The 13,231-nt window shown below is 72.6% G+C and carries 11 protein-coding genes; 8 read left to right on the top strand and 3 right to left on the bottom strand.

The genetic code is table 11. From position 1 onward, the window contains the following. Positions 1-33 precede the first annotated feature (33 nt). Positions 34-999, bottom strand: a complete 966-nt coding sequence (speB, locus tag ACIPUC_RS05895; protein ID WP_446586975.1) for an agmatinase — start codon at positions 997-999, stop codon at positions 34-36. 125 nt (positions 1,000-1,124) lie between these two features. Here speB and ACIPUC_RS05890 point away from each other — a divergent pair, with 125 nt between their 5' ends. The 3 genes from ACIPUC_RS05890 to ACIPUC_RS05880 all read left to right on the top strand — a co-directional run bounded on the left by ACIPUC_RS05890 (position 1,125) and on the right by ACIPUC_RS05880 (position 4,678). Then, a complete protein-coding gene (locus ACIPUC_RS05890; RefSeq protein WP_446586974.1) occupies positions 1,125-2,504 on the top strand; it encodes a helix-turn-helix domain-containing protein in 1,380 nt (459 codons plus the stop codon). Between the two features lie 105 nt (positions 2,505-2,609). Further along, positions 2,610-3,767, top strand: a complete 1,158-nt coding sequence (locus ACIPUC_RS05885; protein WP_446586973.1) for an acyl-CoA dehydrogenase family protein — start codon at positions 2,610-2,612, stop codon at positions 3,765-3,767. 26 nt (positions 3,768-3,793) lie between these two features. Continuing rightward, complete coding sequence (locus tag ACIPUC_RS05880) at positions 3,794-4,678, top strand: acyl-CoA thioesterase (RefSeq protein ID WP_446586972.1); 885 nt, start codon at positions 3,794-3,796, stop codon at positions 4,676-4,678. Positions 4,679-4,729: 51 nt separating this feature from the next. Here ACIPUC_RS05880 and ACIPUC_RS05875 read toward each other — a convergent pair whose 3' ends face one another. Next, entirely contained in the window at positions 4,730-5,557 is an 828-nt protein-coding gene (locus ACIPUC_RS05875) for a phosphatase (RefSeq protein ID WP_446586971.1), read from the bottom strand. A gap of 56 nt (positions 5,558-5,613) precedes the next feature. After that, on the bottom strand, positions 5,614-6,192 hold the full coding sequence (locus ACIPUC_RS05870) for an SACE_7040 family transcriptional regulator (RefSeq protein ID WP_446586970.1): 579 nt from the start codon (positions 6,190-6,192) through the stop codon (positions 5,614-5,616). A 99-nt stretch (positions 6,193-6,291) separates the two neighbouring features. Between ACIPUC_RS05870 and ACIPUC_RS05865 the strand changes: the two genes are divergently transcribed. The 5 genes from ACIPUC_RS05865 to ACIPUC_RS05845 all read left to right on the top strand — a co-directional run bounded on the left by ACIPUC_RS05865 (position 6,292) and on the right by ACIPUC_RS05845 (position 13,229). After that, on the top strand, positions 6,292-7,908 hold the full coding sequence (locus ACIPUC_RS05865; protein ID WP_446586969.1) for a carboxyl transferase domain-containing protein: 1,617 nt from the start codon (positions 6,292-6,294) through the stop codon (positions 7,906-7,908). A gap of 16 nt (positions 7,909-7,924) precedes the next feature. Further along, entirely contained in the window at positions 7,925-9,967 is a 2,043-nt protein-coding gene (locus ACIPUC_RS05860; protein ID WP_446586968.1) for an acetyl/propionyl/methylcrotonyl-CoA carboxylase subunit alpha, read from the top strand. After that, entirely contained in the window at positions 9,964-10,896 is a 933-nt protein-coding gene (locus tag ACIPUC_RS05855; RefSeq protein WP_446586967.1) for a hydroxymethylglutaryl-CoA lyase, read from the top strand. Before ACIPUC_RS05860 ends, ACIPUC_RS05855 begins: the two co-directional genes overlap by 4 nt. 7 nt (positions 10,897-10,903) lie before the next feature. Beyond that, positions 10,904-12,064, top strand: coding sequence for an acyl-CoA dehydrogenase family protein (locus tag ACIPUC_RS05850; protein WP_446586966.1), 1,161 nt, complete (start codon positions 10,904-10,906; stop codon positions 12,062-12,064). A gap of 127 nt (positions 12,065-12,191) precedes the next feature. Next, on the top strand, positions 12,192-13,229 hold the full coding sequence (locus ACIPUC_RS05845) for an ABC transporter substrate-binding protein (protein ID WP_446586965.1): 1,038 nt from the start codon (positions 12,192-12,194) through the stop codon (positions 13,227-13,229). Positions 13,230-13,231: the final 2 nt, after the last annotated feature.

Raw genomic sequence — 13,231 nt, 5'->3', positions numbered from 1 at the left:
TTCTCTTACTTGCCCTTCGACTGCGCGCTGTGCCTACTGGCGCTGCGAGGCCGCAGCGACTTGACGGCTCATGATCGTGGTGAGCTCGTACGCGGTGTGCGAGGCCGCGACCGAGGTGATCTCCGCGTGATCGTACGCCGGGGCCACCTCCACCACGTCGGCGGAAACGAGGTTGCAGGACGACAGGCCGCGGATGATCTCCAGCAGCTCGCGGGAGGTCATGCCGCCCGCCTCCGGGGTGCCGGTGCCGGGCGCGTGGGCCGGGTCGAGCACGTCGATGTCGATGGAGATGTAGAGGGGGCGGTCGCCGATGCGCTGGCGCAGCTGGTCGGCGACCTCGTCGGCGCCGCGGCGGTAGACGTCGGCGGAGGTGACGATGCCGAAGCCCATCTTGGCGTCGTCGTCCAGGTCCTGCTTGCCGTACAGCGGGCCGCGCGTACCGACGTGCGAGAGCGCCTCGGTGTCGAGGATGCCCTCCTCGACGGCGCGGCGGAACGGGGTGCCGTGGGTGTACTCGGCGCCGAAGTAGGTGTCCCAGGTGTCCAGGTGCGCGTCGAAGTGGAGCAGCGCGACCGGGCCGTGCTTCTTGGCGACGGAGCGGAGCAGCGGGAGGGCGATGGTGTGGTCGCCGCCGAGGGTCATCAGGCGGGAGCCGGCGCCGAGGAGCTCGTCGGCCGCGGCCTCGACCGTCTCGACGGCCTCGTTGATGTTGAAGGGGTTCACGGCGATGTCGCCGGCGTCCGCGACCTGCGCCAGGGCGAACGGGGAGGCGTCCTGGGCCGGGTTGTACGGGCGCAGCAGGCGCGAGGCCTCGCGGATGGCGTTGCCGCCGAAGCGGGCGCCGGGGCGGTAGGAGACGCCGGAGTCGAAGGGCACGCCGACGACGGCGACGTCGGCGGAGCCGACCTCGTCGAGGCGCGGCAGCCGGGCGAAGGTCGCCGGGCCCGCGTAGCGCGGGATGCGGGAGGAGTCGACGGGGCCGCGCGGCTGCGTGCTCATGGGGGTTGCCCTTCTGGAGGTCCTGCAAGTGCGGTAAGTGCGGTCCTTCGAGCGTAAGCCGGTGCCTGCGACCGGCGAAGTGTACGTTTCCTCCATAGAGCACCTCGAACCTGTACGGAGTATCCATGGAGGCACCGCCCACCCCGCCGGTCCCCCTCGGCGCGCTGCTCCCCGACCGGGAGCTGGGCCTGCGCCACCTCGCGGGGCCGGCCGAGGCCGACGTGCACGGGGTGCACGCCTCGGAGATGGCGGACCCGTCCCCGTACCTGCTGGGCGGCGAGCTGCTGCTCACGGCGGGGGCGGCGCTGGCCGACGCCGAGGCGTACGTCGCACGGCTGTCCCGGGCCGGGGTGGCGGCGCTCGGCTTCGGCGTGGCCCCGGTTCACGAGGCGGCGCCGCCGGGCCTGGCCGAGGCGTGCGACCGGTACGGGCTGCCGCTGCTGGAGGTCCCGCCCGGGACCCCGTTCACCGCGGTGGCCCGTACGGTCTGGCGGCTGATGGCGGAGGCCCGTACGCGCGAACTGCGCCGGGTCACCGAGGCCCAGCAGTCCCTCGCGGCGGCGGCCGCCCGGCCCGATCCGGTCCCCGCCGTGCTGTCCCGCCTCGCGGCGAGTCTGGGCGGCCACGTCAGCCTGCTCCCCGCCGGGCGCTCCGCGGGCCGGGCCCTGCCGGCGGAGAGCTCCGAGGCGCTGGCCTCCCTGCTCGCCCGCAGCGGGGCGCCCGACGGGCCGGCCACGGCCACCGACTCGGCGGCGGGCTGGCAGCTGGCCGGCTACGCCCTGGGCACCGGCCACGTCCTGGGCACCGCCACCCCGCGGCGCGTCCCGGGCGACCACGCCATCACCGCCATCGCCGCCGTCCTGCTGACCCTGCTCACCGCCGACCGGCCCGCCGGGGACGAGGCCGCCGCGCTCACCCGGCTCCTCCTGGACGGCGACCCCGCGGCGGCGCTGGCCCCCGGGCCCTGGCACGTGGTGCACGCCCGGGGCTCCGGTGATCCGCAGGCCCTGGCGGCGGCTCTGGGCACCGTACTGCTGGACCCGCGCGGGGACCCGGTACGGCTGCTCACCGACCGGGAGCCCGGGCCGCAGCCCGGCTGGCGGCTCGGGGTGAGCGCACCGGCGGCGCCCGCACGGCTGCCCGGGGCCGAGGCGCAGGCCCGGCGGGCCCTGCACCGGGCGGAGGCGGCCCGTACCGCGCTCGCCCGCCACACCGAGGGCGGCCTGACCGCCCTGCTGGACCCGGCCGAGGCCCGCGCCCACGCCGAGGCCCTGCTCGCCCCGCTGAACGCGGCCCTGCGCGAAACCCTGCGCGCCTGGCTCGCCCACCACGGCAGCTGGGACCGCACCGCGGCCGCCCTGTCCGTCCACCGCAACACCGTCCGCCAGCGCATCGCCCGCTGCGCAGCGCTCCTCGGCACGGACCTCGACGACCCGGACACCCGCATGGAACTGTGGTTTGCGCTACGCACCCTGGACACGAAGGACAACCCGCCGGTAACTTAATTGAGCAAGCGCTTAGACATCAGCCATCAATTGAGCAACCACGACGGCGCGCAGCCACCTCCGCGAGAGCGGCGGCGGTTTAGCCGCAAAAAGGGAGGGCCGGCCGTGCGCCGTACCGTTTTCAACGAGGACCACGAGGCGTTCCGCGAGACCATCCGCGCCTTCATCGAGGCCGAGGTCGTTCCCGTCTACGACGAGTGGTTCCAGGCCGGCCAGGCGCCGCGCGACTTCTACTACAAGCTCGGCGAGCTGGGCGTCTTCGGCATCAACGTGCCCGAGGAGTTCGGCGGCGCGGGCCTGGACACCCACAAGTTCGAGGCCGTCCTCTACGAGGAGACCTCGCGCGCGGGCGTCAACTTCGGCGGCTCCGGCGTCCACGTCCTGCTCGCGCTCCCCTACATCAAGATGCTCGCCACCAACGAGCAGAAGAAGCGCTACCTCGAGAAGTTCGTCTCCGGCGAGGAGATGTGGGCGCTCGCCATGACCGAGCCGGGCACCGGCTCCGACGTCGCGGGCATGAAGACCACCGCCAAGCTCTCCGAGGACGGCACCCACTACGTCCTCAACGGCGCCAAGACCTTCATCACCGGTGGCGTCCACGCCGACCGCGTGATCGTCTGCGCCCGCACCTCCGCCCCGCGCGAGGACGACCGCCGCTTCGGCATCTCCCTGTTCGCGGTGGACACCAAGTCCGAGGGCTACTCCATCGGCCGCAAGCTGGACAAGCTCGGCCTGCGCACCTCCGACACCGCCGAGCTGGCGTTCGTCGACGTGAAGGTGCCGGTCGAGGACCTGCTCGGCGAGGAGAACAAGGGCTTCTACTACCTCGGCGCCAACCTGCCCTCCGAGCGCTGGGGCATCGCCTTCGGCGCGTACGCGCAGGCCAAGGCCGCCATCCGGTTCGCCCAGCAGTACGTGACGGAGCGCACCGTCTTCGGCAAGCCGGTCGCGCACTTCCAGAACACCAAGTTCGAGCTGGCCGCCTGCCAGGCCGAGGTGGACGCGGCCGAGGCCGTCGCCGACCGCGCCCTGGAGGCCCTGGACGCCGGTGAGCTGACCGCCGCCGAGGCCGCCTCCGCGAAGCTGTTCTGCACCGAGGTCGCGCACCGCGTCATCGACAAGTGCCTCCAGCTGCACGGCGGCTACGGCTACATGAACGAGTACCCGATCGCCCGCCTGTACGCCGACAACCGCGTGAACCGCATCTACGGCGGCACCAGCGAGGTCATGAAGTCCATCATCGCGAAGTCCATGGGCCTGTAAGGAAGCCGGGCCTCGGCCCTCCCCCCATGAACGAGGCACTGACGACGCTCCTCGATCTGCTCGACCTCGAGCAGATCGAGGAGAACATCTTCCGCGGTACCAGCCGTTCGGCGCTGGTACCGCGCGTTTTCGGCGGTCAGGTCGCGGCCCAGGCACTGGTCGCGGCCGGCCGCACCGTGCCCGGGGACCGCACCGCGCACTCGCTGCACTCGTACTTCCTGCGCGCCGGGGATCCCGGCGCGCCCATCGTCTACTCGGTGGACCGGATCCGCGACGGGCGCTCGTTCACCACGCGCCGGGTGGTCGCCGTCCAGCACGGGCAGCCGATCTTCCACCTCTCCGCGTCCTTCCAGACGCACGAGGAGGGCCTCGACCACCAGGCCGCCATGCCCGCCGCGCCGGACCCGGAGACGCTGCCGACCGCGGCCGAGTCGCTGCCCGCGTACCGGGAGGTCTTCCGCGACCCGGGCACGGTGGAGCGGCTGATCGAGGCACGCGGCGCGGTGGACCTGCGGTACGCCACGACCCCGCCCTGGGGGAGCGTCGGCGAGCCGGTGGAGCCGCGCTGCCAGGTGTGGTTCCGTACGGCCGGCAAGCTGGAGAGCGACGACGCCCTGCTGCACACCTGCCTGGCCACGTACGTCTCCGACATGACCCTGCTGGACTCGGTGCTGCTCGCGCACGGGCGCGGCGGATGGGCGGTCGGCGACGTGGTCGGCGCCTCGCTGGACCACGCGATGTGGTTCCACCGGCCGTTCCGCGCGGACGAGTGGCTGCTGTACGACCAGGAGTCCCCGTCCGCGGCCGCCGGCCGGGGTCTGGGCCAGGCCCGCATCTGGACCCAGGACGGCCGGCTGGCCGTGACCGTCATCCAGGAGGGCGTGGTCCGCGTCCCGCGGCCGCAGCACTAGGGGGCGGGCGGGCCCTGCGGGGTGTCCCCTGCCTGCCCTCCGGCAACGGCCCTACGCGACCGGCAGGCCCGCAGCCGCGAGGAGGTACGCCACCACCGGGTCGTAGAAGCGCGGATCGCGGACGTGGTCGTCCAGCGGGACCGCCACCTGGAGGGTGCCTTCGGCCTCGCCGAGGAAGAGCGCCGGGTCGTTGCAGTCCGCGTACCCCACCGCGTCCAGCCCGCGCTGCGCCGCGCAGCCCGCCCAGCCGTGGTCGGCGACGACCAGGTCCGGCTGCGGGCGGTCCGCCGCCGCCAGCCCGTCCAGGATCGCGGCCATCGGCTCCGGGGAGTGGGTGTGCCACAGCGTCGCGCCCCGCTCCAGCACGGCGACGTCCGCGAACTGCCACACCGAGCCCTCGTCGGCCGTCAGCCCGGCCGGGATCACCACGATCTCGCAGCCCGCCGCCCGCAGGGCCGCCGCCGTGGCCCGGTGGACGTCCAGCAGCCCGCCCGGGTGACCGGTGGCGAGCAGCACGCTCTGCCGGTCCAGCGCGGCCTTCCGCAGCCGGGCCGCCATCCGCTCCAGGCCGGCCACCGTCAGCTCCGGGTCGATGGTGTCCTGGCCGAAGCGGTGCGCCGGGTCGTCCACGACCCCGCAGCGCTCCGCCATCACGGCGAGCACGTCCTGCTCGTCGGTCCAGCGGTCTCCCAGCTCCAGCCCGAGCCAGTAGTGCCGGTCGCCGTTGGCGAGCTTGCGGTAGTGGGAGAGGTTGTTCTCGCGCGGGGTGGCGACCTGGCCGGCGATGCGCGTGCGGACCAGGTGGTCGACGAGTTCTGCACGGCTCGGCGTGTGAACAGAACGGTCGGGCGTCTCTATCGGCTTCGGCATGCGGCCCATTCTGCCGCCGCCGAGGCGGAGGCGCCGCGTCCATCCCGACCGGCGGACGCGCCCGTTCACACGGTCAGCGCCCCGAACGCCCCGTGCGCGAGCCGCCGGAGCAGTGACTCCGTCGCCTCCCGCCCCAGGGCGGCCAGGTGCGGGGTGGAGTTGAGCAGGCCGAAGACGGCGTGCACGGAGACCCGTACCTCCGCCTCGCCCACCTCCGGGTGCAGTTTCCGTACGACGTCCACCCACAGCTCGACGTACTGGCGCTGCAGCTGCCGGACGAGCTTGCGGTCGGTGTCCCGCAGCCGGTCGAGCTCCCGGTCGTGCAGGGTGATCAGCGCCCGGTCGTCGAGGGCGAAGTCGATGTGCCCGTCGATGAGGGAGGACAGGACCAGCGCGGAGTCGCCCGCGGCCTCCTCCACCCGGCGCCGGCCGCCGGTCAGCAGCCGTTCGCTGATGCCTACCAGCAGCTCCGCCAGCATGGCGTCCTTGCCCGCGAAATGCCGGTAGAGGCCGGGGCCGCTGATCCCGACCGCCGCCCCTATCTCGTCGACCCCGACGCCATGGAATCCGCGCGCGGCGAAGAGGCGGGCGGCCTCGCTGAGGATCTGCTCCCGACGGGTCGGGGCGGCGGCTCTGGTGCTCATGGGAAACCATTCTAGACAGGGCCGTTAGCGGTCGTTAACCTAAGCCGTACATGCGTTAACGCTCATTAACAGCGTGCACCGAGCAAGGGAGCTCGACCGATGCAGCAGGCACCAGTGCTGACGAGCGCCGCGGACCCGGCGTCCGAGGCCTGGCGGACCAACGAGGCCGCCCACCGCGAGCTCGCCGAGGGCCTGCGGGCCCGGCTCGACGCGGCCCGGCTCGGCGGCGGGGAGAAGGCCCGCGCCCGCCACACCGCCCGCGGGAAGCTCCTCCCCCGCGACCGCGTGGACACCCTCCTGGACCCCGGGTCCCCCTTCCTGGAGCTGGCTCCGCTGGCCGCCGAGGGGATGTACGGGGGCTCGGCCCCCGCCGCCGGGGTCATCGCGGGCATCGGCCGGGTCAGCGGCCGCGAATGCGTGATCGTCGCGAACGACGCCACCGTCAAGGGCGGCACGTACTACCCGATGACCGTCAAGAAGCACCTGCGCGCCCAGGAGGTGGCACTGGAGAATCGTCTCCCCTGCCTCTACCTGGTCGACTCGGGCGGCGCCTTCCTGCCCATGCAGGACGAGGTCTTCCCGGACCGGGACCACTTCGGGCGCATCTTCTACAACCAGGCGCGCATGTCGGGGGCCGGCATCCCGCAGATCGCCGCCGTCCTCGGCTCCTGCACGGCGGGCGGCGCGTACGTACCCGCCATGAGCGACGAGGCCGTCATCGTCCGCGGCCAGGGCACGATCTTCCTCGGCGGCCCGCCGCTGGTGAAGGCCGCCACCGGTGAGGTGGTCACGGCGGAGGAGCTGGGCGGCGGCGAGGTCCACTCCCGGACCTCCGGCGTCACCGACCACCTCGCGGAGGACGACGCGCACGCGCTGCGGATCGTACGGAACATCGTGTCGACCCTGCCCGCCCGCCCGGCCCTGCCCTGGCCGGTCCAGGCGGCGGAAGCGCCCAAGGTGGACCCGCACGGGCTGTACGGCGCGGTCCCGGTCGACTCCCGCACCCCGTACGACGCCCGCGAGATCATCGCGCGGATCGTGGACGGCTCCCGGTTCCAGGAGTTCAAGGCGGAGTTCGGCCAGACCCTGGTCACCGGCTTCGCCCGGATCCACGGGCACCCGGTCGGGATCGTCGCCAACAACGGCATCCTGTTCTCCGAATCCGCCCAGAAGGGCGCCCACTTCATCGAGCTGTGCGACCAGCGCGGCATCCCGCTGCTGTTCCTCCAGAACATCTCCGGGTTCATGGTCGGCCGCGACTACGAGGCGGGCGGCATCGCCAAGCACGGCGCCAAGATGGTGACGGCGGTGGCCTGCACCCGGGTGCCGAAGCTGACGGTGGTCGTCGGCGGCTCGTACGGGGCCGGCAACTACTCGATGTGCGGGCGGGCGTACTCGCCGCGCTTCCTGTGGATGTGGCCCAACGCCAAGATCTCCGTGATGGGCGGCGAGCAGGCGGCCTCGGTGCTGGCCACCGTCAAGCGGGACCAGATCGAGGGCGCGGGCCAGGAGTGGCCGGCCGAGGACGAGGAGGCCTTCAAGGCCCCGGTCCGCGCGCAGTACGAGGAGCAGGGCAACGCCTACTACGCCACGGCCCGGCTGTGGGACGACGGGGTCATCGACCCCCTGGAGACCCGGCAGGTGCTCGGGCTGGCCCTGACCGCGTGCGCGAACGCCCCGCTGGGCGATCGCGGCTTCGGCATCTTCCGTATGTGACGTGAGGAACTCACTGATGTTCAGCACTGTTCTGGTCGCGAACCGGGGCGAGATCGCGGTCCGGGTCATCCGCACCCTGCGCGAGCTCGGGATCCGCTCGGTGGCCGTCTTCAGCGACGCGGACGCGGACGCCCGCCACGTCCGGGAGGCCGACACGGCCGTCCGGATCGGCCCGGCGGCGGCCGCCGAGAGCTACCTGTCGGTGGAGCGGCTGCTGGATGCCGCGCGCCGCACGGGTGCCGAGGCGGTCCACCCGGGCTACGGCTTCCTCGCGGAGAACGCGGCCTTCGCACAAGCCTGCGCGGACGCCGGCCTCGCCTTCATCGGGCCGCCCGCCTCCGCCATCTCCCTGATGGGCGACAAGATCCGGGCCAAGGAGACGGTGAAGGCGGCGGGCGTGCCCGTGGTCCCCGGTTCCTCGGGCAGCGGCCTGTCGGATGCCGAACTGGTCGCCGCCGCCGAGGAGATCGGCATGCCGGTGCTGCTGAAGCCCTCGGCGGGCGGCGGCGGCAAGGGCATGCGGCTGGTGCGCGACGCGGCCGTCCTGGCCGAGGAGATCGCGGCGGCCCGCCGCGAGGCCCGCTCCTCCTTCGGCGACGACACGCTCCTGGTCGAGCGGTGGATCGACCGGCCCCGGCACATCGAGATCCAGGTCCTCGCCGACTCGCACGGGAACGTGGTCCACCTGGGCGAGCGCGAGTGCTCCCTCCAGCGGCGCCACCAGAAGGTGATCGAGGAGGCGCCGTCGGTCCTGCTGGACGAGAAGACCCGCGCGGCGATGGGCGCGGCGGCGGTGGAGGCGGCCCGCTCGTGCGGGTACGTCGGCGCGGGCACGGTGGAGTTCATCGTCCCGGGCGGGGACCCGTCCTCCTACTTCTTCATGGAGATGAACACCCGCCTCCAGGTCGAGCACCCGGTGACGGAACTGGTCACCGGCGTGGACCTGGTGGAGCAGCAGCTGCGGGTCGCCTCCGGCGCGGCCCTGCCCTTCGGCCAGGACGGGGTCCGGCTGACGGGCCACGCGATCGAGGCGCGCGTCTGCGCCGAGGATCCGGCGCGGGGGTTCCTGCCGTCCGGCGGGACGGTGCTCGCGCTGTCGGAGCCGTCGGGCGGGGCGGTCCGTACGGACTCCGGCCTGACGGCGGGGGTGCCGGTGGGGTCGACGTACGACCCGATGCTGTCGAAGGTCATCGCGTACGGGCCGGACCGGGCCAGTGCCCTGCGGGTGCTGCGCGGGGCTCTGGCGGACACGGTGATCCTCGGCGTCCAGACCAACGCCGGTTTCCTCCGGAGGCTGCTGGCGCACCCTGACGTGGTGTCCGGGGACCTGGACACCGGGCTGGTGGAGCGGGACCTCCCGTCCCTCCTCCCGGACGGCGTTCCGCCGGAGGTGTACGTCACGGCAGCCCTGCTGGCGCAGTGCCTCCGGGCTCTGCCCGAACCGGATGGTGCCGCCTGGGCGGACCCCTTCGACGTTCCCAGCGGCTGGCGGCTGGGCGGCACACCGGCCTGGACCGTGCATCACGTCCGCCTTCCCGGCCAGGAGCCGGCGACGGTCCGCACCCGCCCCCTGGGCACGGACTCCGAGCTGCTCGTCTGGGAGCTTGAGGCGCAGGGTCTGGGGCAGAGCGCCGGCGCACCCGCCCGCGGCCGGATCGTGGCCCGCACCACCCACACCGTCACCGTCGAACTCGACGGCGTCACCCACCGCTTCGCGTACGCCCCCTCCGCGGAGGGGACCTGGCTGGGCCGCGACGGGGACAGCTGGCACGTCCAGCACCACGACCCCGTATCCGCTCACGGCGCGGCCGGCGCGGGGGCCGACACCCTGGCCGCCCCGATGCCCGGCACCGTCACCGTCGTCAAGGTGGCCGTCGGCGACAAGGTGGCCGCCGGTCAGAGCCTGCTGGTCGTCGAGGCGATGAAGATGGAGCACGTCATCTCCGCCCCGCACGCCGGGACCGTCACCGAGCTCGACGTCACCCCGGGCGCCACCGTGGCCATGGACCAGGTCCTGGCCGTCGTCACCCCGGACGAGGACGAGGAGGAGGGCGAATGAGCAGGCTGCCCATGACCGTCCCCGCGCCCGGCCTGCCGGCCCGGGTCCGGATCCACGAGGTCGGCGCCCGTGACGGGCTGCAGAACGAGAAGACGGCCGTGCCCACGCAGGTGAAGGCGGAGTTCGTGCACCGCCTCGCCGCCGCCGGGCTGACCACGATCGAGGCCACCAGCTTCGTGCACCCCAAGTGGGTGCCCCAGCTGGCCGACGCCGAGCAGCTCTTCCCGCTGCTCGGCGACGTCGACGCGGCGCTGCCCGTGCTCGTGCCGAACGAGCGCGGCCTGGACCGGGCCCTGGCCCTCGGGGCCACCCGCATCGCCGTCTTCGGCTCGGCGACCGAGACCTTCGCCTCGCGCAACCTCAACCGGACGGTCGCCGAGTCCCTCGCCATGTTCGAGCCGGTCGTGGCCCGCGCCAAGGAGGGCGGGGCGCACGTCCGCGGCTACCTCTCCATGTGCTTCGGCGACCCCTGGGAGGGGCCGGTCCCGGTCCACCAGGTGGTCCGCGTCGCCAAGGCCCTGCTCGACCTCGGCTGCGACGAGCTGAGCCTCGGCGACACCATCGGTGTCGCCACCCCCGGCCACGTCCAGGCGCTGCTCAGCGCGCTCAACGAGGACGCAGTGCCCACCGACCGCATCGGCGTGCACTTCCACGACACCTACGGCCAGGCCCTGTCGAACACCCTCGCCGCGCTCCAGCACGGCGTGACCACGGTCGACGCCTCCGCCGGCGGCCTCGGCGGTTGCCCGTACGCGAAGAGCGCCACCGGCAACCTCGCCACCGAGGACCTGGTGTGGATGCTCGACGGCCTGGGCGTCGAGACCGGTGTCGACCTGGCCGCCCTCACCGCCACGAGCGTGTGGATGGCCGAACAGCTGGGCCGGCCCAGCCCCTCCCGTACCGTCCGCGCCCTCTCCCACAAGGAGTAACGAAGACATGTCCCTCGACCACCGGCTCACCCCCGAGCACGAGGAACTCCGCCGCACCGTCGAGGCGTTCGCGCACGACGTCATCGCGCCGAAGATCGGCGACCTGTACGAGCGGCACGAGTTCCCGTACGAGATCGTCGCCGAGATGGGCCGCATGGGCCTGTTCGGCCTGCCCTTCCCCGAGGAGTACGGCGGCATGGGCGGCGACTACCTCGCCCTCGGCATCGCCCTGGAGGAGCTGGCCCGCGTCGACTCCTCGGTCGCCATCACCCTGGAGGCCGGGGTCTCCCTCGGCGCCATGCCGCTCTACCTCTTCGGTACCGAGGAGCAGAAGCGGCAGTGGCTGCCGAAGATGTGCTCCGGCGAGATCCTGGGCGCCTTCGGCCTGACCGAGCCGGGCGCGGGCAGCGACGCCGGCGGCACCCGCACCACCGCCGTCCGCGACGGCGACGAGTGGGTCGTCAACGGCTCCAAGTGCTTCATCACCAACTCCGGTACGGACATCACCGGCCTGGTCACCGTCACCGCCGTGACGGGCCGCAAGGCCGACGGCCGCCCGGAGATCTCCTCGATCATCGTCCCGTCCGGCACGCCCGGCTTCACGGTCGCCGCCCCGTACTCCAAGGTCGGCTGGAACGCGTCGGACACCCGCGAGCTGTCCTTCGACGGCGTGCGGGTGCCGCTCGCCAACCTGGTCGGCGAAGAGGGCCGCGGCTACGCGCAGTTCCTGCGGATCCTCGACGAGGGCCGGATCGCCATCTCCGCGCTCGCGACGGGCCTGGCCCAGGGCTGTGTGGACGAGTCGGTGAAGTACGCGAGGGAGCGGCACGCCTTCGGCAAGGCGATCGGCGACAACCAGGCCATCCAGTTCAAGCTGGCGGACATGGAGATGCGCGCCCACATGGCCCGCATCGGCTGGCGCGACGCCGCTTCGCGGCTGGTGCGCGGCGAGTCGTTCAAGAAGGAGGCGGCGATCGCCAAGCTGTACTCCTCCACGGTGGCCGTGGACAACGCCCGGGACGCCACTCAGATCCACGGCGGCTACGGGTTCATGAACGAGTACCCGGTGGCGCGCATGTGGCGGGACTCGAAGATCCTCGAGATCGGCGAGGGCACCAGCGAGGTCCAGCGCATGCTCATCGCCCGCGAACTGGGCTTCTCCGCCTAGTCGGGGGTCGGGTGTCGGGGGTCCTGAGGAAACTTAGGGCCCCCTTACCTTTTCCAGCCAAGGTTAGGCTAACCTTCGTTCCGAACGGCTCAGTGGCCGCCCGGAACGCACGAAAACGGACATCGACATGCCCAAGTCCCGCACCTCCTCCTTCACCCGCCGCGGGTTCATCGCGGCCGGCGGCGCCCTCGGCCTCGTCGCGGCACTGGCCGCGTGCGGCGGCACCGATTCGGCGAAGGGCGACGGCGGCGCGGACAAGAGCGCCGCGGCGTCGGGCCCGTGGACCTTCAAGGACGACCTCGGCAAGGACGTCAGCACCAAGGCCAAGCCGAAGAACATCGTCGCCTTCACCGGCACCGCCGCCGCGCTGTACGACTACGGCATCCCGGTCAAGGGCGTGTTCGGCCCGACCAAGACCGCCGACGGCAAGGCCGACGTCCAGGCCGGCTCGATGGACATCTCCAAGGTCGAGATCATCGGCAACGTCTACGACGAGTTCAACGTCGAGAAGTACGCGGCCCTGCAGCCCGACCTGCTCGTCACCAACACCTGGGACGGCAGCTACTGGTACGTGCCCGAGGCCTCCAAGGACAAGATCCTCGGCCTGGCCCCGGCCGCCGCGATCTCCGTGGGCGGCGACGCCACCCTCGACAAGGCGCTGGAGCGCACCGCGGAGCTCGCCAAGTCCCTCGGCGCCGACATGAACGCCAAGAACACCGTCGACTCCAAGGCCCGCTTCGAGGCCGCCGCCGCGAAGGTCCGCGAGGCCACCAAGGCCAACCCCGGCATCAAGGTGCTCGTCGGCTCCGGCTCCGCCGACCTGTTCTACGCCTCCACCCCGGACACCTCGGCCGACCTGAAGTACTTCAAGTCCCTCGGCGTCGAGTTCGTGACCCCGGAGAAGCTGGACGAGGGCGGCTTCTTCGAGAGCCTCAGCTGGGAGAACGCCGGCAAGTACAAGGCCGACGTCGTCCTGCTCGACAACCGCACCGGCACGCTGCAGCCGGCGGACCTGAAGGCGAAGGCCACGTGGGCCGAGCTCCCGGCGGTCAAGGCCGGCCAGATCACCCCGCGCACCACCGAGCCGATCTACTCGTACGCCAAGTGCGCCACGATCCTCGAGGACCTCGCGAAGGCCATCCAGAACGCCAAGAAGGTCAGCTGACC

The organism is Streptomyces sp. LARHCF249 (genome assembly GCF_052871255.1).
Note: the sequence above shows the minus strand (reverse complement) of the source record. Positions and strands in the feature narration are given on the sequence as shown.

Excerpts from the sequence above, each read along its gene's own strand:
- ACIPUC_RS05870 (WP_446586970.1), bottom strand. The coding sequence starts at position 6,192 with ATGAGCACCAGAGCCGCCGCCCCGACCCGTCGGGAGCAGATCCTCAGC.
- ACIPUC_RS05865 (WP_446586969.1), top strand. The coding sequence starts at position 6,292 with ATGCAGCAGGCACCAGTGCTGACGAGCGCCGCGGACCCGGCGTCCGAG.
- ACIPUC_RS05880 (WP_446586972.1), top strand. The coding sequence starts at position 3,794 with ATGAACGAGGCACTGACGACGCTCCTCGATCTGCTCGACCTCGAGCAG.
- speB (WP_446586975.1), bottom strand. The coding sequence starts at position 999 with ATGAGCACGCAGCCGCGCGGCCCCGTCGACTCCTCCCGCATCCCGCGC.
- ACIPUC_RS05845 (WP_446586965.1), top strand. The coding sequence starts at position 12,192 with ATGCCCAAGTCCCGCACCTCCTCCTTCACCCGCCGCGGGTTCATCGCG.
- ACIPUC_RS05860 (WP_446586968.1), top strand. The coding sequence starts at position 7,925 with ATGTTCAGCACTGTTCTGGTCGCGAACCGGGGCGAGATCGCGGTCCGG.
- ACIPUC_RS05875 (WP_446586971.1), bottom strand. The coding sequence starts at position 5,557 with ATGGGCCGCATGCCGAAGCCGATAGAGACGCCCGACCGTTCTGTTCAC.
- ACIPUC_RS05855 (WP_446586967.1), top strand. The coding sequence starts at position 9,964 with ATGAGCAGGCTGCCCATGACCGTCCCCGCGCCCGGCCTGCCGGCCCGG.
- ACIPUC_RS05850 (WP_446586966.1), top strand. The coding sequence starts at position 10,904 with ATGTCCCTCGACCACCGGCTCACCCCCGAGCACGAGGAACTCCGCCGC.
- ACIPUC_RS05890 (WP_446586974.1), top strand. The coding sequence starts at position 1,125 with ATGGAGGCACCGCCCACCCCGCCGGTCCCCCTCGGCGCGCTGCTCCCC.